20 protein-coding genes are annotated in these 23,049 nt (G+C 71.4%); 9 read left to right on the top strand and 11 right to left on the bottom strand.

The annotated features are described in order from the left end of the window. Position 1: 1 nt before the first annotated feature. Positions 2 to 982 carry an alpha-ketoacid dehydrogenase subunit beta gene (locus OG245_RS18220; protein WP_371624572.1) on the top strand — a complete coding sequence of 327 codons (981 nt, stop codon included), beginning with the start codon at positions 2 to 4 and terminating at the stop codon, positions 980 to 982. An 11-nt stretch (positions 983 to 993) separates the two neighbouring features. Further along, positions 994 to 2,469, top strand: a complete 1,476-nt coding sequence (locus tag OG245_RS18215; protein ID WP_371624571.1) for a dihydrolipoamide acetyltransferase family protein — start codon at positions 994 to 996, stop codon at positions 2,467 to 2,469. A gap of 93 nt (positions 2,470 to 2,562) precedes the next feature. Here OG245_RS18215 and OG245_RS18210 read toward each other — a convergent pair whose 3' ends face one another. The 4 genes from OG245_RS18210 to OG245_RS18195 all read right to left on the bottom strand — a co-directional run bounded on the left by OG245_RS18210 (position 2,563) and on the right by OG245_RS18195 (position 5,720). Beyond that, on the bottom strand, positions 2,563 to 3,438 hold the full coding sequence (locus OG245_RS18210) for a D-alanyl-D-alanine carboxypeptidase family protein (RefSeq protein ID WP_371624570.1): 876 nt from the start codon (positions 3,436 to 3,438) through the stop codon (positions 2,563 to 2,565). A 288-nt stretch (positions 3,439 to 3,726) separates the two neighbouring features. Then, on the bottom strand, positions 3,727 to 4,626 hold the full coding sequence (locus OG245_RS18205; RefSeq protein WP_371624569.1) for a D-alanyl-D-alanine carboxypeptidase family protein: 900 nt from the start codon (positions 4,624 to 4,626) through the stop codon (positions 3,727 to 3,729). Between the two features lie 84 nt (positions 4,627 to 4,710). Beyond that, the gene (locus OG245_RS18200; RefSeq protein WP_371624568.1) at positions 4,711 to 5,385 is read right to left on the bottom strand and encodes a cation diffusion facilitator family transporter; all 675 of its coding nucleotides are present in this window, start codon (positions 5,383 to 5,385) and stop codon (positions 4,711 to 4,713) included. After that, positions 5,385 to 5,720 (bottom strand): ArsR/SmtB family transcription factor, encoded by a 336-nt coding sequence (locus tag OG245_RS18195; RefSeq protein WP_371624567.1) that lies wholly within the window; start codon positions 5,718 to 5,720, stop codon positions 5,385 to 5,387. Before OG245_RS18195 ends, OG245_RS18200 begins: the two co-directional genes overlap by 1 nt. A 168-nt stretch (positions 5,721 to 5,888) precedes the next feature. Between OG245_RS18195 and OG245_RS18190 the strand changes: the two genes are divergently transcribed. Continuing rightward, positions 5,889 to 6,572 (top strand): GntR family transcriptional regulator, encoded by a 684-nt coding sequence (locus OG245_RS18190; RefSeq protein WP_371624566.1) that lies wholly within the window; start codon positions 5,889 to 5,891, stop codon positions 6,570 to 6,572. After that, positions 6,569 to 7,879 carry a nitrate/nitrite transporter gene (locus OG245_RS18185; protein WP_371624565.1) on the top strand — a complete coding sequence of 437 codons (1,311 nt, stop codon included), beginning with the start codon at positions 6,569 to 6,571 and terminating at the stop codon, positions 7,877 to 7,879. The genes OG245_RS18190 and OG245_RS18185 overlap by 4 nt, the downstream gene beginning before the upstream one ends. 111 nt (positions 7,880 to 7,990) lie before the next feature. Here OG245_RS18185 and OG245_RS18180 read toward each other — a convergent pair whose 3' ends face one another. Beyond that, a complete protein-coding gene (locus OG245_RS18180) occupies positions 7,991 to 8,815 on the bottom strand; it encodes a maleylpyruvate isomerase family mycothiol-dependent enzyme (protein ID WP_371624564.1) in 825 nt (274 codons plus the stop codon). A 222-nt stretch (positions 8,816 to 9,037) separates the two neighbouring features. On the opposite strand from OG245_RS18180, the gene OG245_RS18175 reads away from it, so the two are divergent. Beyond that, entirely contained in the window at positions 9,038 to 9,832 is a 795-nt protein-coding gene (locus OG245_RS18175) for a carbon-nitrogen family hydrolase (protein WP_371624563.1), read from the top strand. A 62-nt stretch (positions 9,833 to 9,894) separates the two neighbouring features. Here OG245_RS18175 and OG245_RS18170 read toward each other — a convergent pair whose 3' ends face one another. Next, on the bottom strand, positions 9,895 to 10,386 hold the full coding sequence (locus tag OG245_RS18170; RefSeq protein ID WP_371624562.1) for an LURP-one-related/scramblase family protein: 492 nt from the start codon (positions 10,384 to 10,386) through the stop codon (positions 9,895 to 9,897). A gap of 64 nt (positions 10,387 to 10,450) precedes the next feature. Between OG245_RS18170 and OG245_RS18165 the strand changes: the two genes are divergently transcribed. After that, positions 10,451 to 12,268, top strand: a complete 1,818-nt coding sequence (locus OG245_RS18165; RefSeq protein WP_371624561.1) for a thioredoxin-like domain-containing protein — start codon at positions 10,451 to 10,453, stop codon at positions 12,266 to 12,268. Positions 12,269 to 12,311: 43 nt separating this feature from the next. On the opposite strand, the gene OG245_RS18160 is transcribed toward OG245_RS18165, so the two are convergent. The 5 genes from OG245_RS18160 to OG245_RS18140 all read right to left on the bottom strand — a co-directional run bounded on the left by OG245_RS18160 (position 12,312) and on the right by OG245_RS18140 (position 19,938). Next, the gene (locus OG245_RS18160; protein ID WP_371624560.1) at positions 12,312 to 13,022 is read right to left on the bottom strand and encodes a DUF4232 domain-containing protein; all 711 of its coding nucleotides are present in this window, start codon (positions 13,020 to 13,022) and stop codon (positions 12,312 to 12,314) included. Positions 13,023 to 13,167: 145 nt separating this feature from the next. Next, positions 13,168 to 16,011: a BTAD domain-containing putative transcriptional regulator gene (locus tag OG245_RS18155; RefSeq protein WP_371624559.1), complete on the bottom strand. Its 2,844-nt coding sequence runs from the start codon at positions 16,009 to 16,011 to the stop codon at positions 13,168 to 13,170. A gap of 218 nt (positions 16,012 to 16,229) precedes the next feature. Then, entirely contained in the window at positions 16,230 to 16,451 is a 222-nt protein-coding gene (locus OG245_RS18150; protein ID WP_371624558.1) for a DUF6458 family protein, read from the bottom strand. Between the two features lie 101 nt (positions 16,452 to 16,552). Further along, positions 16,553 to 17,851, bottom strand: a complete 1,299-nt coding sequence (locus OG245_RS18145; RefSeq protein WP_371624557.1) for a M18 family aminopeptidase — start codon at positions 17,849 to 17,851, stop codon at positions 16,553 to 16,555. A 260-nt stretch (positions 17,852 to 18,111) separates the two neighbouring features. Further along, positions 18,112 to 19,938, bottom strand: coding sequence for an acyl-CoA dehydrogenase (locus OG245_RS18140; RefSeq protein ID WP_371624556.1), 1,827 nt, complete (start codon positions 19,936 to 19,938; stop codon positions 18,112 to 18,114). Between the two features lie 167 nt (positions 19,939 to 20,105). Between OG245_RS18140 and OG245_RS18135 the strand changes: the two genes are divergently transcribed. The 3 genes from OG245_RS18135 to OG245_RS18125 all read left to right on the top strand — a co-directional run bounded on the left by OG245_RS18135 (position 20,106) and on the right by OG245_RS18125 (position 22,990). Beyond that, a complete protein-coding gene (locus OG245_RS18135) occupies positions 20,106 to 20,573 on the top strand; it encodes an SseB family protein (RefSeq protein ID WP_371624555.1) in 468 nt (155 codons plus the stop codon). Between the two features lie 199 nt (positions 20,574 to 20,772). Next, a complete protein-coding gene (locus OG245_RS18130; RefSeq protein WP_371624554.1) occupies positions 20,773 to 21,729 on the top strand; it encodes a pirin family protein in 957 nt (318 codons plus the stop codon). A gap of 112 nt (positions 21,730 to 21,841) precedes the next feature. Beyond that, complete coding sequence (locus OG245_RS18125) at positions 21,842 to 22,990, top strand: AI-2E family transporter (RefSeq protein ID WP_371624553.1); 1,149 nt, start codon at positions 21,842 to 21,844, stop codon at positions 22,988 to 22,990. Positions 22,991 to 23,049: the final 59 nt, after the last annotated feature.

Below are 23,049 nucleotides of genomic sequence, written 5' to 3'. Positions count from 1 at the left end.
CATGGCCGTGGAAAAGATGTCCATCGCGAAAGCGCTCAACGAGTCGCTCCGCCTCGCCCTCGACAACGACCCCAAGGTCCTCATCATGGGTGAGGACGTCGGCAAGCTCGGCGGCGTCTTCCGCATCACCGACGGACTCCAGAAGGACTTCGGCGAGGACCGGGTGATCGACACCCCGCTCGCCGAGTCCGGCATCGTCGGCACGGCGATCGGCCTGGCCCTGCGCGGCTACCGCCCGATCGTCGAGATCCAGTTCGACGGCTTCGTCTTCCCCGCGTACGACCAGATCGTCACGCAGCTCGCCAAGATGCACGCCCGCGCGCTCGGCAAGATCAAGCTGCCGGTCGTCGTCCGTATCCCGTACGGCGGTGGCATCGGCGCGGTCGAGCACCACAGCGAGTCCCCCGAGGCGCTCTTCGCGCACGTCGCGGGATTGAAGGTGGTCTCGCCGTCCAACGCGAGCGACGCCTACTGGATGATGCAGCAGGCCGTCCAGAGCGACGACCCGATCATCTTCTTCGAGCCCAAGCGGCGTTACTGGGACAAGGGCGAGGTCGACACCGAGTCCATCCCCGGCCCGCTGCACAAGGCCGTGACCGTCCGCGAGGGCGGCGACCTCACGCTCGTCGCGTACGGGCCGATGGTGAAGGTCTGCCTGGAGGCGGCCGCCGCCGCCCAGGAGGAGGGCAAGTCGATCGAGGTCCTGGACCTGCGCTCGATGTCCCCGATCGACTTCGACGCCATCCAGACGTCGGCACAGAAGACCGGCCGGGTCGTGGTCGTCCACGAGGCGCCCGTCTTCTACGGCTCGGGCGCGGAGATCGCCGCCCGGATCACCGAGCGCTGCTTCTACCACCTCGAAGCGCCCGTGCTGCGGGTCGGCGGCTACCACGTCCCCTACCCGCCGGCCCGGCTGGAGGACGAGTATCTGCCCGGCCTGGACCGGGTGCTCGACGCCGTCGACCGCTCGCTGGCGTTCTGAGGAGAGGGTTCGTGACGACGATGACCGAAACGTCTGCTCGTTTCCGTGAGTTCAAGATGCCCGACGTGGGCGAGGGACTGACCGAGGCCGAGATCCTCAAGTGGTTCGTCCAGCCCGGCGACACCGTCACCGACGGCCAGGTCGTGTGCGAGGTCGAGACCGCGAAGGCGGCCGTCGAGCTGCCGATCCCGTTCGACGGGGTGGTGCACGAGCTGCGCTTCCCCGAGGGCACGACCGTCGACGTCGGCCAGGTGATCATCGCGATCGACGTGGCCCCGGGCAGCGGCGACGCGCCCGCCCCGGCCACCGCTCCGGCCCAGGAGCCGGTGGAGTCCGCCGATGCGGGCGACGGCGACGCGCCGAAGGGCCGTACGCCGGTCCTGGTGGGCTACGGGGTCGCCGAGACTTCCACCAAGCGCCGCCCGCGCAAGGGGGCGGCAGCCGCTCCGGAGGCCGCCGCCGTCGCGGCGGCGGTGCAGGCCGAGCTGAACGGGCACACGGCACCCGCCGCCGCCCCCGCTCCGGCTTCTGCTCCCGCGCCTGCGGTGCCGGCTCAGGCCGGTGCGCCGGACGGAGGCCGTCCGCTCGCCAAGCCGCCGGTCCGCAAGCTCGCCAAGGACCTGGGCATCGACCTGGCGACGGTGGTGCCGACCGGCAGGGACGGCGTCATCACCCGCGAGGACGTCCACGCGGCGGCGACGCCGGCGGTCACGGCTCCGGTGGCCGCCCCGGCCCCCTCGCCGGCGGCTTCCGAGGCTCCGGCAGCCGCCGTGGCCTCCGACTCCGCCCGCGAGACCCGCATCCCGGTCAAGGGCGTCCGCAAGGCCATCGCGCAGGCGATGGTGGGCAGCGCGTTCACCGCGCCGCACGTCACCGAGTTCGTCACGGTCGACGTGACACGCACGATGAAGCTCGTGGCCGAGCTCAAGGAGGACAAGGACATGGCGGGGGTGCGGGTCAACCCGCTCCTGATCATCGCCAAGGCCCTCCTCGTCGCGATCAAGCGGAACCCCGAGGTCAACGCCGCCTGGGACGAGGCCAACCAGGAGATCGTGCAGAAGCACTACGTCAACCTGGGCATCGCGGCGGCCACCCCGCGCGGGCTGATCGTGCCGAACATCAAGGACGCGCACGACCAGACGCTGCCGCAGCTCGCGGCGTCCCTGGGCGAGCTGGTCGCCACGGCCCGGGACGGCAAGACCTCCCCGGCGGCGATGGCGGGCGGCACGGTGACCATCACCAACGTCGGCGTCTTCGGCGTCGACACCGGTACGCCGATCCTCAACCCGGGCGAGTCCGCGATCCTGGCGGTCGGCGCGATCAAGCTCCAGCCGTGGGTCCACAAGGGCAAGGTGAAGCCGCGTCAGGTCACGACGCTGGCCCTGTCGTTCGACCACCGCCTGGTCGACGGCGAGCTGGGCTCCAAGGTGCTGGCCGACGTGGCGGCGATCCTGGAGCAGCCGAAGCGCCTGATCACCTGGGCGTGACGGACGAACGGAAGAAGGGTGCGGCCACCGAGGTGGCCGCACCCTTCTTCCGCGTCCAGCCGTTGTGTTCAGCCGTTGGTGTCCGTTGCCGGATCAGTCGCGCTGTGCACCCTGGGGCAGCGTGCGCAGCTGCATGGTCGACGCGGTGGCGGAACCGAATCCGTAGTCCAGCAGCTTGGCCGCGTCGTTGTAGCGGTCGGTGCCGTTCAGGATGACGCCGACGTACGTCTTGTCGCCCCGGGTGGCGGCGAAGATGAGGCAGGGACCTGCAGCGGTGCCGGTGCCGGTCTTGATGCCGACGGCGCCGCTGTAGGAGCCGAGCAGCTGGTTGGTGTTGTACCAGGTGTACGTACGCACCGCGCCGGTGCTGGTCGGCACGGGGGCCACGTACTTGGTGGTGCTCATGATGCCGCGCAGCGTCGAGCCCCGCATCGCGTAGCTGGCGAGCTGCGCAAGATCGCGCGGGGTCGAGTAGTTGTCACCGGCCGCCGAGATGCCGTCGAACGAGTCGAACTTGGTGCTGGCCATCCCGAGCGACGCGGCCTTGTCGTTCATCTGGCCGATGAACTGCTTGGTCCGAGCAGCCCGGGTGGAACCCACGCCGAACGTGTCGGCGAGCGCGTACGCAGCGTCGCATCCGGACGGAAGCATCAGGGCGTGGAGCAGCTGACGGACCGTGGCCTTGTCACCCGTCCTCAGATCCGCCGTGCTGGCGCCCTGGGCTGTGACGTAGTCGCGGTAGGTCTGCGAAATGGTCACCTTGCGGGACAGATCGACGCCGGGGGTGTTGAGGACCACGGCGGCGGTCATCACCTTGGTGGTGCTGGCCATCTGCCGCTTGATGTCGGCGGCCTTGCCGTACTTCTTGGCGCCGGTCGTCCTGTCCTGCAGGAACGCGCCCTTGGCGCTGAGCGTCGGCAAGGCGGCAGCGGCATGGGCAGGCGACGTGAGGGGTGTGACCGCAAGCATCACGCCACCGGATACGACGGCTGCGACGACAGAGTTGCGCAGGCGCTTGCCGCGGGCCTGGTGACCGGCCTTGGGGCGGGCCTTGTGGCTCGATATCAATGAACGCTCCGAGTTCGCGAATGCATTGAGGGGCCGGGACAGGGAAGGGCCCCGATACGAGACTCATGAGCGGTCCGCAAGGATGTACACGGGCACGGCAAAGAATCCATCCGTGAGCCCGTGATGCCAGGGCCCGCGCGGCGACCGCGCGGGCCCACTGGACTTTTCGCCTGTCCGGGGACAGAAGCCCTACTTCTTGAAGCCGTAGTCCATCAGCTTCTTCGCGTCGGCGGTGCGGTTCGCCTCGGAGGACGACGTGAGCACCGTGCCGATGACCGTCTTGCCCTTGCGGGTCGCGGCGAAGACCAGGCAGTACTTGGCGGTCGGGCCGGAGCCGGTCTTGACGCCGACGGCGCCGCTGTAGCTGCTGAGCAGCTTGTTGGTGTTGCTCCACGACATGTAGCGGTAGCCACCGCTCTTCGTGGTCACCTTCTGCTTCGTCGACTTGGTCTTGACGATCGAGCGGAACGTGGAGTTCTTCATCGCCTTGCTGGCGATCTTCGTCAGGTCACGCGGGGTCGAGTAGTTGTTGCCGCCCCCTATGCCGTCGAACGAGTCGAAACGGGTGTTCTTCAGCTTGAGGCTCTTCGCCGTGGCGTTCATCTTGCCGATGAACGACTTCACGCGGGCCGCACGGGTCTTGCCGGAGCCGAACTTGTCGGCCAGGGCGTACGCGGCGTCGCAGCCGGAGGGAAGCATCAGGCCGTAGAGGAGCTGGCCCACGGTGGGCTTGTCGCCGACGATGAGCCGGGCGGACGAGGCGTTCTTCTTGACGATGTAGTCGCTGTACGCCTTCTGGACCGTGACCTTGGATTTCAGGTTCACGTTCTTCTGCGACAGGACCACCAGCGCCGTCATGATCTTGGTGGTGGAGCCCGTGGCGCGACGGGTGTCGGCGGACTTGGTGAAGAGGGTCTTTCCGGTGCCGTCGTTCATCACGAAGCCGCCCTTGGCGACGATCTTCGGAGTCGGCGGCGCGGCGGCGTGCGCCGTGGAGGCGAAGGCACTGCCCGCGAGCACCGCACCGGCGGTGAGCGTCACGGTGGCCGTGACGGTGACGCGATTGATGCGCTTGATGCCGATATTCAACTGAACGCTCCAAATGCCCCTGATATGCGGCCACATAAGGGTGCCGCTCGGAGGTGAGACTCCTGAGGAGCGGCAATGGATGTGTTACCGATCGGGTGAATTTGCGCAGGCTTGACCTTGGGCCGTCGGTGCGCAGCAACCCTTGCCCCGCCAGGCCTCGCGCCCCTCCCTGATCGCGATGACGGCGATGACGAGGGCGGCGACCGGGTCGGCCCAGGACCAGCCGAACGTCGCGTTGAGGACCAGCCCGACCAGCAGTACGGCGGAGAGGTACGTGCACAGGAGGGTCTGCCTGGAGTCCGCGACGGCGGAGGCGGACCCGATCTCCCGTCCCGCGCGCCGCTGGGCGGCCGACAGGAACGGCATGATCGCCAGCGAGAGCGCGGCGATGACGATGCCGAGGAGGGAGGGTTCGGCCTCGCCGGTCCCGGTCAGCGCGCGGACCGCGTCGACGGCGACGTACGCGGCGAGCGCGAAGAACGACACCGCGATGATCCGCAGGGCCGTTCTCTCCCGGCTCTCGCGCACCGCGTGCTCGCGGGCGGAGAACTGCCAGGCGACGGCGGCGGCGGAGGAGACCTCGATGACGGAGTCCAGGCCGAAGCCGATCAGGGCACTTGAGGAGGCGATCGTTCCGGCGGTGAGGGCGACCACCGCCTCGATGACGTTGTAGGCGATGGTGACCGCGACCAGCAGCCGTATCCGGCGGGCGAGCGCGTCCCGGCGGGCCGGGGAGGGGCCGAGGGAGAGCGTGGCCATCAGCAGCAGCCCTTCGTCGCCGCGTCCGGGCAGGTGCGGTCGGTCTCGACGGCCACCACCGCGGAGCGCAGGTCGCCCAGGGCGCTGCCGAGACGTTCGTCGGCCAGTTCGTAGCGTGTCCGCCGGCCGTTCGGCACGGTGACGACCAGTCCGCAGTCGCGCAGGCAGGCCAGGTGGTTGGAGAGCCGGGTGCGCGAGACGCCCAGGGCCTCGGCGAGGTCGGAGGGGTAGGCCGGGGCCTCGCGGAGCGCGAGCAGCAGGCGGCAGCGGATCGGGTCGGCGAGCGCGCGGCCGAACCGCGCGAGGACCTCGATGTCGGAAGCGACGGTCAGCATGGGAAGGATAGTACAGAGAACTCTGAATTCAGGGAATCCTGAACTGTTGGTTTCTTCGGTGCCCTTCCTTCGGTGGCCTTCTCGGTGGCCTTCCTTCGGTCGCCCTGTCGGAGGTCCAGAATCCGGACGGGGGCCGACATGCGTGCATGTTGTATCTATGCTGTGCGCATGCCTGCCGCACCCTCCGCCCCCGTACAGCCGCCGACCTCCTCCCTCAAGCGCCCGCCCGCCGCCGAGCGCGTCTACACGCACATCAAGGAAGCGGTCCTGGACCGCCGCTACGAGGGCGGGACCCTGCTCACCGAAGGGGACCTCGCGGACGCGGTCGGAGTCTCCCGGACGCCGGTGCGCGAGGCGCTGCTGCGGCTGGAGGTCGAGGGGCTGATCAAGCTCTACCCGAAGAAGGGCGCCCTCGTCCTCGCCGTCTCCGCGCAGGAGATCAAGGACGTGGTGGAGACCCGGCTGCTGGTCGAGGAGTTCGCCGCGCGCAAGGCGGTGCCCGCCTCCCCGCAGTTGATCGCGCGACTGGAGCAGCTCCTCGACGAGCAGCGGCAGTTGGCGGAGGACGGCGATCTGGCGGAGGTGGCCGTCAAGGACCGCTGCTTCCACGCCGAGATCGTGAAGAACGCCGGCAACGAGATCCTCTCGCGCCTCTACGACCAGCTGCGCGACCGTCAGCTGCGGATGGGCGTCGCGGTGATGGAGGCCCACCCGGGCAGGATCGAGGCCAACATCACCGAGCACGGCGAGCTGCTGGAGGCGATCCGGGCCGGCGACGCCGATGGGGCCGCCCTGGTCGTGCGCCGCCATGTCGGCCGGGTGCGGGTGCTGGTGCGGGGTGAGGACCGGTGAGCTCGGCGGCCGCGCCCACCCTCTCGCTGCCCGGTGACCCGCCCGGCGGCCGGCGTGCCGCCTGGGTCTGGGGCATCGGTGTCGCCGTCTACTTCGTCGCGATCATCTTCCGTACGAGCCTGGGCGTCGCCGGACTCGACGCCGCCGACCGGTTCGACGTCAACGCCTCGGCGCTGTCCACGTTCTCGATCCTCCAGCTGCTCGTCTACGCGGGCATGCAGATACCCGTCGGCCTGATGGTCGACCGCCTCGGCACCAAGAAGGTCCTCACCATCGGGGCCGTCCTGTTCACCGTCGGGCAGCTCGGCTTCGCGCTCTCCCCGTCGTACGGCATGGCGCTGGCGGCCCGCGCGCTGCTCGGCTGCGGCGACGCGATGACGTTCATCAGCGTGCTGCGGCTCGGCAGCCGCTGGTTCCCGGCCCGGCGAGGACCGCTGATCGGCCAGGTCGCGGCGTTGTTCGGGATGGCGGGCAACCTCGTCTCGACGCTGTTCATCGCCCGGGCGCTGCACAGCTACGGCTGGACCGCGACGTTCGTCGGCAGCTCGCTGGCCGGTGTCGTGGTGCTGGTGCCGCTCCTGCTGTTCCTCAAGGACCACCCCGAGGGTCATGCCCCGCCGCCCGCCGAGCACGCCGGGGCCGCGTACGTCCGTCGGCAGATCGCCGCCGCCTGGCAGGAGCCGGGGACCCGGCTCGGGATGTGGGTGCACTTCACCACCCAGTTCCCGGCGATGGTGTTCCTGCTGCTGTGGGGGATGCCGTTCCTGGTCGAGGCGCAGGGGCTGAGCCGGGCCACGGCGGGCACGCTGCTCACCCTGGTGGTGCTGTCCAACATGGTGGTGGGGCTCGTCTACGGGCAGATCATCGCCCGCCACCACGAGGCGCGGATCCCGATCGCGCTGGGCACGGTGGCCACGACGGCCCTGCTCTGGGCGTCCGCGATCCTCTACCCGGCCGACCACACGCCGATGTGGCTGCTGGTCGTCCTGTGCGTGGTGCTCGGCACCTGCGGACCGGCCTCGATGGTCGGCTTCGACTTCGCCCGGCCGGCCAATCCGCCCGAGCGTCAGGGCACCGCGTCCGGAATCGTCAACATGGGCGGGTTCATCGCCTCGATGACCACCCTGTTCGCGGTCGGGGTCCTGCTGGACGCCTCGGGCGACAGCTACCGCATCGCGTTCGCCTCGGTCTTCGTCCTGGAGGCGCTCGGCGTCACCCAGATCCTGCGGCTGCGCCGCCGGGCCGCGCTCAGGGAACGGGAGCACCACGTGGTGAGCCGCGTCGAGGCCGTGCACGTGCCGGCGTAGCCGTCTCCTCCGCGCTCGGCGGCGCGCGCCCGTCGCCCATGGTCCGGGACGGGCGCCGCCGGGGCGCTGGAGCGGTGTCAGGCGGTCAAGGAGGTCACTGGGTCAAGAGGGTCACGGGGTCACGGCGAAGTTGTCCAGGATCGCGGTGGCCAGCTCCTGGTCGCCCTCGACCTTGATCCGGTCGGCGACGGCCGTGTGACGGACCCGGCCGCAGGCGAGCCGGACGTACGTCTCCCAGTCCAGCGACAGCGTCACCGCGGGGCCGAGCGAGGGCGCGCCGTCCACCGAACCGCGGCCCTCCGCGTCGACCCGTACCGTCCGCAGGAACTCCACCGGCCCGTGCACGTCGAAGACGACCGCCGAGTTCGCGGGGGCGCCGGCCTTCTTGGCGACCACCTTCGGCAGCCCGGCGAGCAGCATGTCACGGGTGATCAGGGCGCCGGGGGAGTCCAGGTTGCCGGGCTGTCCGAGCGTGGCGCGCAGGTCCTGCTCGTGCACCCAGAGGTCGAAGGCCCGCAGGTTCAGCGCTGTTTCGAGGGTCTGCTCGGTGCCCAGCGGCGCGCGGACCTTGGCCTCGGGGCTGCGCGACTCGTTGCGGATCTGGCGGGCCCGGCGGATGAGGACGTACTCCAGCTCGGCGGTGATCTCCGGGGAGGTGTGGTGCCGCCGGACGTCGACCTGCATCTCCATGTAGCGGGCGAAGTCGCTCTGTACGTGGTAGAGGTCGCGCGGCAGGGTGTGGATCGGCCGGGGATCGCCGAGCATCTCGCACTCCATGCCGATGACGTGCGACACGATGTCGCGCACCGACCATCCCGGGCAGGGCGTTCTGCGGTTCCACTCGCCCTCGGCGAGGGGCTTCACCAGCTCGGCTATCGCCTCGATGGAGTGGGTCGCGGCGTCGGTGTAGGGCTGGAGGCTGGGATGGACGGTCACGGGACCCCTCGTGCGGTTCTGCGGTGCATGGGCTGGAGAGAGCAGGGAGTGCTGGCGGGTGGGCTGGCACTGACGGCGCTGTCGGCGAGCTGCGTGGGAGGTTCGACCGCCGGACCCACCGGCGGTGGGTCCAAGTTACGCTGCGAGCAGGCACCCCGGCAGTGCTTTGGTGTGACGATCGTAGGCCCGTGTTGACGGCTTGAATGCCAGGACGGTGGTAGTGTGCGCGCCTCTCTCATCCAGATCGCAGTTGACCCGGACGAATCCGTCGATGCCCGCAGGGCGCGGGCGGCTTCGCTGGTGGTCGCCCAGCGGGGCGCTGACCTGGTGGTTCTTCCAGAGCTGTGGCCGGTCGGGGCGTTCGCCTACACCGCCTTCGAGGCGGAGGCCGAGCCGCTGGAAGGACCCACGCACGAGGTGATGGCGAAGGCCGCGGCCGAGGCCGGGACCTGGCTGCACGCCGGCTCCTTCGTCGAACGGGCGGACGACGGCACCCTCTACAACACCAGCCTGGTCTTCTCACCCCGGGGTGAGCGCACGGCCGTCTACCGCAAGATCCACCGCTTCGGCTTCGACAAGGGCGAGGCGGTGATGATGGGCGCGGGCGAGGAGTTGGTGACCGTCGCCCTGCCGGACACGACCCTGGGCCTCGCCACCTGTTACGACCTGCGCTTCCCCGAGCAGTTCCGGGGACTCGTCGACGCGGGTGCCGAGACGCTGGTCGTCGCGGCGGGCTGGCCCGAGCGCCGGCGCTCCCACTGGACGCTCCTCGCGCAGGCCCGTGCCGTGGAGAACCAGGCGTACGTCCTGGCGGTCGGGACGGCGGGCACCCATGGCGACATCCAGCAGGCCGGGCACAGCATCGTCGTCGACCCGTGGGGCGAGGTGCTGGCCCAGGCGGGCGCGGACGAGGAAGTCCTGACCGTCGAGCTGGATCCGGCGAAGGTGCGGGAGACCCGGGAGCAGTTCCCGGCGCTGAAGGACCGTCGGCTGGGGCTCGCGCCGCCGCGCCTCTGAGGCTCTGGAGGCGTCTCGTCGTTTCACGTGAAACAACGAGACGCCCGCGCGCGGTGGGCCGCTCAGTCCTCGTCGTCCTTGTCCGCCAGCACGATCACGCACATCGCCACCGCGATGAGCAGCGCGGTGTCGGCGTCGTCCCGGACGACGTCGATGCCGTACGTGTCCCGGAGGGTCAGCCAGCGGCGCGAGATCTGGGCCAGCAGTTCGCCGTCGTACTCGATGGCGAACTCGCGGTCCAGGATCTTGCCGCTGACGTCCAGCTCCGTGCCGTCCACCAGCGTCACCCGGTAGTGGTTGCGGAGCATCGACAGCCGCTTGCGCTTGACCTTGGCCAGCTCCTCGCCGCCCCGCTCGATGAGCATCGTGTCGCGCAGGCTGATCAGCTTCTGCCGCAGTTCGATCACGACCCGGCCGTCGGCGTCCTTCAGCTCGAAGGTGTCGCGCAGCCGCATCGCCTTGCCGTCGACGAGGAAGACCTTGCGGCCCCCATCGTCCTCGATCCAATAGTCGTCGCCGATGGAGAACAGCCGCTCACGTACGAGAAGTCTCATGGGTCACAGGTTCCCCCGGGGTCCGGCGGAATGCGTGCAGCCGGTGACGGTGTTGACTGGTGGCATGGCATCACGTGCACGCGTCCGCGCCCCCGAACTCATCGGCAAGGGCGGCTGGCTCAATACAGGCGACCAGCAGTACACCCTCGCCGACCTGCGAGGGCGCATCGTCATCCTCGACTTCTGGACGTTCTGCTGTGTGAACTGCCTGCACGTCCTGGACGAGCTGCGCGAGCTGGAGGAGAAGCACCGCGACACCGTGGTGATCATCGGCGTCCACTCGCCGAAGTTCGTCCACGAGGCCGAGCACCAGGCCGTCGTCGACGCCGTCGAGCGGTACGAGGTCCACCACCCCGTCCTCGACGACCCCGAGCTGGCCACCTGGAAGCAGTACGCCGTACGCGCCTGGCCGACGCTCGTCGTGATCGACCCCGAGGGCTACGTCGTCGCCCAGCACGCGGGCGAGGGCCACGCGCACGCCATCGAGAGGCTCGTCGAGGAGCTGGAGGCCGAGCACGGGGCCAAGGGCACGCTCCGCCGCGGCGACGGCCCCTACGTGGCGCCCGAGCCCGTCGCCACGCATCTCCGCTTCCCCGGCAAGGCGCTGCACCTGCCGGACGGCGGCTTCCTGGTCTCCGACACCACCCGGCACCGCCTCGTCGAGCTGGACGCCGACGGCGAGACCGTGCGCCGCCACTTCGGCACGGGGGTACGCGGGTTGGGCGACGGTGGCCCGGACGAGGCCCGGTTCAGCGAACCGCAGGGGCTCGCCGTGCTCCCGGACGGCCGGATCGCCGTCGCGGACACCGTCAACCACGCCCTCCGCGCCCTGGACCTCACGACCGGCGTGACCAGCACCCTCGCCGGGACCGGCCGCCAGTGGTGGCAGGGGACCCCGACCAGCGGCCCGGCGCGCGAGGTGGACCTCTCCTCGCCGTGGGACATCGCCTGGTTCGGCGACCGGCTGTGGATCGCCATGGCGGGCGTGCACCAGCTGTGGACGTACGACCCGGAGAGCGCGACCGTACGCGTCGCCGCCGGGACCACCAACGAGGGCCTGGTCGACGGGCCGGGCGCCGAGGCCTGGTTCGCCCAGCCGTCCGGGCTCGCCGTCTCCGCCGACGGGGAGCGGCTCTGGGTCGCCGACTCGGAGACCTCCGCGCTGCGCTGGATCGACCGCGACGAGCACGTCCGCACCGCCGTCGGCACCGGCCTCTTCGACTTCGGCCACCGCGACGGGGCCGCAGGCCAGGCACTCCTCCAGCATCCGCTCGGCGTGACCGCGCTGCCCGACGGGTCCGTCGCGATCAGCGACACGTACAACCACGCCCTGCGCCGGTACGACCCGGACTCCGGCGAGGTCACCACCCTGGCCACCGACGTCCGCGAGCCCAGCGACGCGGTGCTGGTCGACGGCGATCTGGTCGTCGTCGAGTCGGCCCGCCACCGGCTGACCCGGCTCCGGCTGCCGGAGGAGGCGGTCCGGGTCGCCGACCGGGCGCACCGCACCCGGCGGGCCGCGACCGAGATCGCCCCGGGCACCCTCCGCCTCGACGTGGTCTTCCAGGCGCCCGCGGGCCAGAAGCTCGACACCCGCTACGGCCCCTCGACCCGGCTGCTGGTCTCCGCGACCCCGCCCGAACTGCTGGCGGACGGCTCCGGCGCGGGGACGGACCTCGGGCGCGACCTGGTCCTCGCGGACGGGGTCACGGAGGGCGTGCTGCACGTCTCCGCGATGGCGGCGTCCTGCGACGACGACCCGGCCAACGAGTACCCGGCCTGCCATGTGCACCAGCAGGACTGGGGCGTCCCCGTCCGCGTGACCGCGGAGGGAACGCCCCGGCTGCCGCTGGTGCTGGCAGGCATGGACGAGCAGGGCTGAGGAGGCCGGGGGCCGGAGGGGGCCGGCGGGCGGCCCACACGCCCTAGAAGTCGTCGGCGCCGTTGCGCAGCTCGGTGGTCCAGTAGCCGGTGGCCCACTTCTGCGGGTTGACGGAGAGGCCCTCGGGGGCGGGGGACCGCACGACCGCCATGCCGCCGCCGTTGGCCTTCAGCGTGACCGTGAACTCCTTCACCGTCTCGGTGCTCTCCTTCCGGCCGCCCTCGGACATGCGCACCGCTGCGTAGGCGGACTGGCCGGGCTCCAGGACCACCTGGGCCTGCGGCTTGCTCCTGGCGACGGGCGGGACGACGCCCCGGGCGTTGTCCAGGAAGTGGATGTGCGGGTACTCCTTCATCTCGCAGCCGGCACCGGAGGTGTTCTTCGCGCTCAGCGTGAGGTGGGTGTAGGGCGGGCCGTCCGGCCGCTCGGCGGTGATCGTCAGCCCCTTCGCCGTGCACAGCGGGGCGGAGGCCTTGGCGGACGTGTCGCCGGAGGTGGTGGAGCCGCCGGAGCTCTTGGTGGTGCCCGCTGCCTTCGCGGTGCCGGTGCCACTGCCGGTGGAGCCCGTGGTGCCGGTCTCCGCCGCGTCGTCGGCGGCCTGCGGGGACTCGGCGGCGACGGTCGCGGAGTCGGTCGCCGCCGGGCCCTCCGACCGGGTGCCGGTGCCGTCGTCACCGCAGGCGGTGAGTGTGAGGGCGAGGGCGGCCGTGGTCGCGGCGGCCAGGACGGTGGTGCGGTCGCGGAAGGTGCGCATGGAGATTCCCCCGAGGTGACGGTGAGGCGGACGTCCGGTCGAGACGCTCGCCCTTGAGCGGCTGACGGGAACGACTCTGCCCGCCGCCGCTCACGTATCGCTGCCGTCCCGCTGCCGTCCCGCTGACGCCGGTCTCCCCGGGGCCCTAGCTCTCCTCGGCGAGCCGTCGCAGCGCCTCGTCGTGCCGCCGCCGGAACTCCGTCCGCGCGGACACCCGCAGCAGCGCCGCCAGGGCCCGTACGGCGCCCACGTCGTAGCCGGCCCGCTCCGCCTCCTGTGCGGCCCGGTCCAGCAGCTGTACGCCGTCCTCCTCGTCGCCCAGGGCCAGCCGGGCCTCGCCGCAGACGGCCAGCAGCAGGGAGCGGCGCGCCGCCTCCTCGTGCTCGGGTCCCAGATCGAGCCCGGCCCGTGCGCAGGCGAGGGCCTCCTCGGGGCGGCGTGCGGTCAGGTGCATCCGGGCGAGGTGCTGGAGCGCGAGCATCTCCGTGTGCCGGTCGCCCTCCCGGCGCGCCAGCGTGACGGCGCGTGCGCAGTTCTCCAGACCCGTGGGGAGCGCGCCCAGCTCGGCCTGGACGATCGCCAGGTTGATCAGCGCGGTCGCCTCGCCCAGCGGATCGCCGGCCTCCCGGGCGAGCGCGGGCGAGCGCTCCAGCAGGGCGACGGCCTCGGTGGTGCGGCCCTCCTCCGTCAGCACCCAGCCCAGCAGCGCGAGCACCCGCGACTCCGCGTACGCGTCCTTCCCGGCGCGCGCCGACTCCAGGGCCAGCTCCAGCAGCGGGGACCAGCTGTCCCGGGCCCGCCACACCATCTGCGGCCACTGGAGCAGGATGATCCGCCAGGCCCGGTCGTCGAGCCCCGCCTCCCGGGCCGCGAGGGCGGCCAGCGCCAGGTCCTCGCGCTCGGTGGCCAGCCAGCGCATCGCCTCCGCGCGGTCGGCGAAGTCCTGCACGGCGCTGGGCCTGCGGTAGTCCTCCGGGAGCACGAAGCAGGGTTCGCCGCCGGGCTCCGCCGTGTCGGCGGCGGCCAGGGCGGTGGCGATGCAGTGGTCGAGCACCCCGATCAGGGCCTCGCGCGCGGACGCCGGGTCCAGGCTCCGGGCGTAGAGGCGCACCAGGTCGTGCAGGACCCAGCGCCCGGGTGCGGTCTCGGTGACGAGGTGGGCGGCGGCCAGTCGCTCCAGCGCCGCCCTGGCGGTGACCGGATCCGTTCCCGCGAGGGCGGCCGCGGCGTACGGGTCGTAGTGGCCGCCCGGATGGTGGCCGAGCCGCGCGAGCTGGTGGACGGCCCCGGGCGGCAGCTGCTGCACGGTGAGCCGCAGCGCGGCGGCGACCCCGGTGTCGTCCACGTCGAGATACGCCAGACGGCCGCGCTCGTCGGCCAGCTCCCCGGCCAGCGCGGCCAGCGTCCAGTGGGGCCGTCCGGCGAGGCGGGCGGCGGTGACGCGCAGGGCGAGGGGCAGTCCGCCGCACAGCTCGGAGAGCCGGCGGGCCGCCACCGGTTCGGCGAGGACCCGCTCCTCCCCCAGCACTCCGGTGAGCAGTGCCGTGCCGTCGTCGGTCTCCAGGGTGTCGAGCGGGACCGGCCGGGCGGCGTCCGAGGCGATGAGCCCCTCCAGCCGGTGGCGGCTGGTGACCAGGGTGACGCAGTCGGCGCCGCCCGGCAGCAGGGTCCTGACGGTGGCGGAGTCGCGGGCGTTGTCCAGGACCACCAGCAGCCCGCGCCGGGCGGTCAGCGAGCGGAACAGCGCGGCGGCGGCGGGCACGGACTCCGGGACGCGGCGCGGGGAGACGCCGAGTGCGAGCAGGAATTCCCGCAGGACGTCGATGGGCGCGGGCTCCCCGGCCGCGCTGAACCCGCGCAGATCGGCGAAGAGCCGCCCGTCCGGGAAGAGCGCGGGGTTGCGGTGCGCCCACTGGAGGGCCAGCGCGGTCTTGCCGACCCCGGCCGGACCGGTGACCAGACAGACCGGCGCCTCACCCGCCGCCGACCGGCTGAGCGCGGCCAGTTCGGCGGCGCGCCCGTGGAAGCCGCGGGGTGCGCGGGGCAGCAGGTCGACGGGGTGCGGTTGGCCGGTGTGCGACGGCGGAACGGCCGGGAGGGGCGGCCGCGGCGGGGCGGGGGCGTCTGCTTCCGGACCGTCCGCTCCCGGACCGTCTCCGGTGACACGCACCGGCGCCCCGGCACCGGGCGGCCCGGCGGCAGGTGGAGGCGGCGCGGCCTCCGGCGGGGCGGTGCCCGGGAGGGGCCCCGAGGCCCCGCGCAGGATCAGCGCGTACGCGTCGGCCAGCTCGTGCCCCGGGTCGATGCCCAACTCGTCGGCGAGGAGCCGCCGCGTACGGTGGAAGCGGTCCAGCGCCTCCGACTGACGACCCGCCCGGAACAGCGCCAGCATCAGCTCCGCGGCCAGCGACTCGCGCAGCGGATGCGCCGCCGTCTCCGCGGTCAACAGGGCGGCGGCCCGGTGGTGTTCCCCGAGCGCCCCGTAGGCGCGGGACAGCAGCTCGACCGTCGCCAGCCGTGATTCCTCCAGGGAGTGCGCGGCCACCCGGAGCGGCGGACCGGCGAACGCGCCGCTGAGCGCGGGGCCCTGCCACAGGGACAGGGCCTCCTTCAGCATCAGCACGGCATCGGCGGGGCCGCGCTGCTCGCGGGCCAGCATCAGCAGTTCCTCGAACCGCTGCGAGTCCAGCAGCGTCTCCGGGACCCGCAGCACGTACGCGTCGCCGAGGGTGGCCAGCTCCACTCCGTACGCCTCCGCGTCCGCGCCCGCCAGCAGGGCGCGCAGCCGGGAGACGTGCCCCTGGATGACGCCTCGGGCCTGGGACGGCGGCTCGTCGTCCCACAGGCATTCCGTCAACCGCCCGATGGAGACCGGCGTGTTGGCGGACAGCAGCAGAGCGGCGAGCAGACTGCGCCGCTTGGCCGGCCCCAGGGGCAGGGGCCCGGTGAGCGTTTCGACGGAGACCGTGCCGAGCAGCCGGAACTCCACGGGCGGCTCCCCTTCCGGGCCGGACGCGCCCACGGTGGGGGCGCGGGATCCGACACCAGAATATCGGGGATTCCGCAGGTCCCGCGCAGAGCCGACCGACCCGTGACGGCTTTCGGCCGTCCCCGCCGACCGGTCTTCGCGCGCCCGCTCAGCGGGAGCGAGGACCGGTCTTCGTACGGGCCGTCAGCGGTGGTGCGGGCCGGTCGTGGTGCGGGCCGTCAGTGGTAGCGGCGCTCGTCGTCCGAGACGACGGTGGTGGTGGGCGGCACGACCATACGGCGGCGCCGCGCGATGCTCATGTAGACGAAGACCCCCACGAGGCCGACGAGCATCATGATCCAGCCGACCACGTCGACATTGACGGTGTCCATCTTCCAGTCCGTGGCGAACGCCAGGATCGCGCCCCCACCGATCAGGAGAATGCATCCTCCGAGTCCCATGAATCCCGCCTCCTCGACCGCCCGGTGAGTCCGGGTCGGTGTACGAGTCGCGTACCCGGCCCGGCAACAACCATGTGTGAGAAGACGGTTGGGGTGACGGGTCAGCCCGCGAGGAACGCGGCGAGCGCGTTCGCCAGCAGGTACGGGTCGTCGGCGCCGCACAGCTCACGCGCGCTGTGCATCGAGAGGATCGCCACGCCGATGTCCACGGTCTGGATGCCGTGCCGGGCCGCGGTGATCGGTCCGATCGTGGTGCCGCAGGGCATCGCGTTGTTGGACACGAAGCTCTGCCACGGCACGCCCGCCTTCTCGCAGGCCGCGGCGAACACCGCACGGCCGCTGCCGTCGGTGGCGTACCGCATGTTGACGTTGACCTTGAGGATCGGCCCGCCGTTGGCGACCGGGTGGTGCGTCGGGTCGTGCCGCTCCGCGTAGTTGGGGTGTACGGCGTGGCCGGTGTCGGAGGAGAGGCAGACCGTGCCGGCGAAGGCGCGGGCGCGGTCCTCGTACGTGCCGCCGCGCGCGAACACCGAGCGCTCCAGCACCGAGCCCAGCAGCGGCCCGTCGGCCCCGGTGTCGGACTGGGAGCCGTTCTCCTCGTGGTCGAAGGCCGCGAGCACCGGGATGTACGGGATGTCGGCGTCGTCCTGCCCGGCGACGGCGGCCAGGGCGGCGGTCGCGGCGTGCACCGAGAGGAGGTTGTCCATCCGGGGGCCGGCCACCAGCTCCCGGTCCCGGCCCAGGTACGAGGGCGGCTCGATGGCGTGCGGCATCAGGTCCCAGCCGGTGACGTCCTCCGCGTCCACGCCCGCCTCCTCGGCGACGAAGCGGATCAGGTCGCCCTCCTCGACGTCGCCGAGCCCCCAGATCGGCTGCATGTGCTTCTGCCGGTCGAGCTTGAGCCCCTCGGTGTTGGCCGACCGGTCCAGGTGCACGGCCAGCTGCGGCACGCGCAGCAGCGCCCGGTCGATGTTGACCAGCCGGTGGGTGCCGTCCCGCAGCGAGATCCGCCCGGCCAGGCCCAGGTCCCGGTCGAGCCAGGTGTTCAGCAGGGTGCCGCCGTAGACCTCGACGGCGATCTGGCGCCAGCCGTGCGCCCCGGTGTCGGGGAGCGGCTTCACCCGCAGGTTCGGGGAGTCGGTGTGCGCCCCGGCGATCCGGAACGGGGTGTGCGCCCCGGCGCCCTCCGGGACGTACCAGGCGACGATCGCCCCGCCGCGCAGCACGTACTTCCCACCGGCCGACGCGTCCCAGGCGGCGGTCTCCTCGACCTGCCGGAAGCCGGCCTCCTCCAGGCGCGCGGCGGCGTTCGCCACGGCGTGGTACGGGGACGGGCTGGCCGCCAGGAAGGACATCAGGTCGTCGGTGTGCGCGCGGTCGAACCGGAGAGGGGAACTCATGTTCTTCACTGTAACGAGGACTCGGGGTCCGGTATCCGGTGACCGGGGAGATCGGTGCCCCTACAGCTCGTCGACCGAGGTCAGGTCGATGTCGATGTCGTACGGGGCGGAGAGCTCGAGCCGGTCGTGGTGGACGCCGGTGGAGACGTACGTCTCCACCGGGAATCGCGGGACAGCCATCACCCAGCTGATACGGCAGCGCCGCCACCCGAACGAACTCCGGGCGGCGGCGCGTGTTGACGGAACAGGCGAGCGATTCCTTAGAACGCGGCCTCGTCCAGCTCCATCAGGGAGTTGTCGATCGACTCGGCGAGCGCGCGCTCGGTCGAGACGCCCGGCAGGACGTTCGCGGCGAAGAACTTCGCGGCGGCGATCTTGCCCTGGTAGAAGGGGACGTCCTTCGCGGAGGCGGTCGGCAGCTTCTCGGCCGCCACGGCCGCGCCCTTGAGCAGCAGGTAGCCGACGACGACATCGCCGGACGCCATCAGCAGGCGGGTCGTGTTGAGGCCGACCTTGTAGATGTTCTTGACGTCCTCACCGGTCGCGGTGAGGTCGGTGATCATCGTGCCGACGATCGCCTCCAGGTCCACGGCGGCCTTGGCGAGCGAGTCCAGCGCCGGGGCCAGGTCCTCGTTGCCGTGGGCGCCCGCGAGGAACTTCTTGATCTCCTCGGAGAGCGTGTTGAGCGAGGCGCCCTGGTCGCGGACGATCTTCCGGAAGAAGAAGTCCTGGCCCTGGATCGCCGTGGTGCCCTCGTAGAGGGTGTCGATCTTGGCGTCCCGGATGTACTGCTCGACCGGGTACTCCTGGAGGTAGCCGGAGCCGCCGAACGTCTGGAGCGACTGTGCGAGCTGCTCGTAGGACTTCTCGGAGCCGTAGCCCTTCACGATCGGCAGCAGCAGGTCGTTGAGGCCGTTGAGCGCCTTGGCGTCCTCGCCCGCGGCCTCCTGCTCCTGGATCGCGTCCTGGACGGAGGCGGTGTACAGCACGAGGGAGCGCATGCCCTCGGCGTACGCCTTCTGCGTCATGAGCGAGCGGCGCACGTCGGGGTGGTGCGTGATGGTGACCTTGGGCGCCGTCTTGTCCATGAAGTTCGCCAGGTCGGGACCCTGGACGCGCTCCTTGGCGTACTCCAGGGCGTTCAGGTAGCCCGCGGAGAGGGCGGCGATGGCCTTCGTGCCGACCATCATGCGGGCGAACTCGATGATGCGGAACATCTGGCGGATGCCGTCGTGCTTGTCGCCGATCAGCCAGCCCTTGGCGGGGTGCTGGTCGCCGAAGGTCATCTCGCAGGTGTTGGAGGCCTTGAGGCCCATCTTGTGCTCGACGTTCGTCGCGTACACGCCGTTGCGCTCGCCCAGCTCGCCGGTGGTCCAGTCGAAGTGGAACTTCGGGACCATGAAGAGCGAGAGGCCCTTGGTGCCGGAGCCGGCGCCCTCGGGGCGGGCCAGCACGTAGTGGATGATGTTCTCGGACATGTCGTGCTCGCCCGAGGTGATGAAGCGCTTCACACCCTCGATGTGCCAGGAGCCGTCCTCCTGCCGCACGGCCTTCGTCCGGCCGGCGCCGACGTCGGAGCCGGCGTCCGGCTCGGTCAGCACCATCGTCGAGCCCCACTGCTTCTCGACGGCGATCTCCGCGATCTTCTTCTGCTCGTCGTTGCCCTCGTCGAAGAGGATGCCGGCGAACGCCGGGCCGGAGGAGTACATCCACACGGCCGGGTTCGCGCCGAGCAGCAGCTCCGCGTAGCCCCAGATCAGGGAGCGGGGCGACGTGGTGCCGCCGATCTCCTCGGGGAGGCCCAGGCGCCAGTACTCGGAGTCCATGAAGGCCTGGTACGACTTCTTGAAGCTCGCCGGGACCGGAGCGGTCCTGGTCTCCGGGTCGAAGACCGGCGGGTTGCGGTCGGCGTCCGCGTAGGACTCGGCGAGCTCGTTCTCCGCGAGGCGCGCGATCTCGTCCAGGATGCTCTTCGCGGTGTCGACGTCCATCTCACCGAACGGACCGGTGCCGTACACCTTGTCGCGCCCGAGGACCTCGAAGAGGTTGAACTCGATGTCGCGGAGATTCGACTTGTAGTGCCCCATGGGAAGGCTCCGTAATCAATAGCAGTGGCGCACAGCGCCCCGGGGAGTGATGCGGGTCGGGCGACAGGCAGGCGTAGGTCGATCAGCTGACCTCTACGATGATGCTACCCGTCAGTAATAAGGCGCAACCCCTCAAGCCGTAGATGTGTCCGATTACTCTTTGCAGCATGTACGGCTACGACCAGAACCCTGGTGCTCAGCAGCAGATGGGCCAGATGGGTCAGATGGGTCAGATGGGCGGCGGCTACGGGGAGCAGCCGCTGTATCCCGAACCGTCGCCGCCCTCCCTGGCCGACGCGGTACGGGCCTTCACCACCGGCTCCTTCTCCGCCGAGGACTTCCAGCAGATCTTCGCCACGTCGAAGGTCTACTGCCCGCGCGGCGACAATCCGGGCTTCCTTGCGCTGCACAACACGCAGCAGCCGGTGATCCCGATGTTCACCACGCTCAAGGAGCTGCGGCTGTACGCGGGCAAGGAGTCCAAATACTTCGTGATCACCGGGGCCGAGGTGATCGACCTGCTGCCGACGGGCTACGGCTTCGTCCTGGACATGGAGGGTGATCACCGGATGGTCTTCGACGCCAAGGCGGTCGAGCAGATGGTCGACTTCGCGATGCGTCGTATGTACGGGTAGGTGTGACGCCCCGGTGGGTCCCTGACCTGCTGGTGCGTAGTCCGGACTCGGGTCCGTGCCAGGAGTGGCGCGGGCCCTTTTCGCTGTCGGGAGCACGGGCGGTCCCATCGGTGCGGCCGCCCGGGAATGCGCGACGCCTTGCGGGATGTTCACCATTCAACTAAATTGAACGCAGAACACTCGCCCGGAGGTGGCTTCCATGCCCGCAGTGACCGTCGACAACCCGCTGACCCTGCCCAAGGTGACCGCTTCGGGTGACGCCGCGGCCCGTCCCGTGCTCGCCGTCACGACCGCGCCGAGCGGCTTCGAGGGCGAGGGCTTCCCCGTCCGCCGCGCGTTCGCGGGGATCAACTACCGGCACCTCGACCCGTTCATCATGATGGACCAGATGGGTGAGGTGGAGTACGCCGCGGGCGAGCCGAAGGGCACGCCCTGGCACCCGCACCGCGGCTTCGAGACGGTCACGTACCTCATCGACGGGACCTTCATCCACCAGGACTCCAACGGTGGCGGCGGCACCATCGAGAACGGCGACACCCAGTGGATGACCGCCGGATCCGGCCTGCTGCACATCGAGGCCCCGCCGGAGTCGCTCGTCATGTCCGGCGGGCTCTTCCACGGCCTCCAGCTCTGGGTGAACCTGCCCAAGGCCGACAAGATGATGGCCCCGCGCTACCAGGACATCCGCGGCGGCGAGGTCCAGCTGCTCGCCTCGCCCGACGGCGGTGCGCTGCTCCGGGTCATCGCCGGTGAGCTCGACGGCCACGAGGGCCCCGGCATCACCCACACCCCGATCACGATGATCCACGCCACCGTCCGGCCCGGCGCCGAGGTGACCCTGCCGTGGCGCGAGGACTTCAACGGTCTCGCCTACGTCCTGGCCGGGCGCGGCACGGCGGGCGCGGAGCGCCGCCCCGTCGCGATGGGCCAGACCGCGGTGTTCGGGACCGGCGGCTCGCTGACCGTCCGCGCGGACGAGCGCCAGGACGGCAACACCCCGGACCTGGAGGTCGTCCTCCTCGGCGGCCGCCCGATCCGGGAGCCGATGGCGCACTACGGACCGTTCGTGATGAACAGTCAGGCCGAGCTGAAGCAGGCCTTCGAGGACTTCCAGGCCGGTCGCCTGGGCACGGTCCCCGCGGTCCACGGCATGTGACGCCTCCCGCCGGCGCCTCCCGCCCTTCGCCCCTTCCCGTCAGGTGACTTCCCGTCACCCGTACGGGGGCGGTGGGCGGGCCGGCCACCACGCCCCGTGATCGGGTGGGAGGGTGCCCGCACCCCAGCCCCTCCTCCCCGAGAGCGCCCGCCGCGCGGCCGCCTGGTGCGGTGTCGTGCTGCTCGTCGTGGGCGTCGCCGCCGTCGCGATCTGGCTGGTCGTCGTCCTCAAGACCGCGGTCACCCCGGTGCTGCTCGCCCTGCTCGGCACCGCTCTGCTCGGACCCGTCCACCGGTGGCTCATCGCCCGCAGGCTCAACCGGTCGCTGGCCGCGGGGCTGACCTGCGCGGCCCTCGTCGCGGTGGTCGGGGGCGCCGGATACATCGTCGTCACCGCCCTCGTCGACTCCGGCGACCAGATCGTCGACTCGCTGAAGGACGCCGGCCAGTGGGTCGTGGACCATCTGGACATCGCGGGGGCCACGGACGTCGACGATCTGGCCGACAACGCGAAGAACCTGGTCGAGAAGTTCGGTGCGAGCGCGGCGGGCGGTCTGCTCAGCGGCATCAGCCTGGTCGGTTCGCTGGTGGCGACCAGTGTGCTGGCCCTGCTGCTGACCTTCTTCTTCCTGCGCGACTCGGACCGGGCGGTGAGCCTGGCCCACTCGGTGGCCCCGCGCGGCACGGGGGACCTGGTGGAGGCCATGGGGCGCCGGGCGTTCGAGGCCGTCGAGGGCTTCATGCGCGGCACCACGTTCATCGCCCTGATCGACGCCGTGTGCATCACGGTGGGCCTGCTGATCCTGGGCGTTCCCGGCGCGGTGGGGCTCGGCGCGCTGGTGTTCGTCGGCGCGTACATCCCTTACCTCGGGGCGTTCCTCTCCGGCGCGGTGGCGGTGCTGGTCGCGCTGGCCGACCGGGGGCTGGTGATCGCCCTGTGGGTCCTGGGGGTGGTGCTCGCGGTCCAGGTGCTGGAGGGCCATGTGCTCCAGCCGATGATCCAGAGCCGTACGGTCCAGATGCACCCCGCCATGATCATGATCGCGCTGACGGCCGGGGCGAGCGTGGCGGGCCTGCTCGGCATGCTGCTGGCCGTGCCCCTGTGCGCGGCGGCCTTCGGGGTCCTGGGCGAACTGCGCAAGGGGTACGGGGCCCGACCCGGTCCGGCCCCGGGCGGTTCCGGCCCGTCCGGCGGCGACCCGGGGCCGTTCGGCGGCGACCCCGGCCCTTCGGGCAGCCACCCCAGCCCGTCCGGCGCTTGAGGACGGAACCGGTACGGGGGTGTGCCCGAGCGCTCCGGACGCCAGGGCCGGGGGCCTGC

Origin of the sequence: Streptomyces sp. NBC_01116, from assembly GCF_041435495.1 — a bacterium.
GTDB lineage: Bacteria > Actinomycetota > Actinomycetes > Streptomycetales > Streptomycetaceae > Streptomyces.
This window is presented reverse-complemented; position numbering and strand designations above follow the sequence as displayed.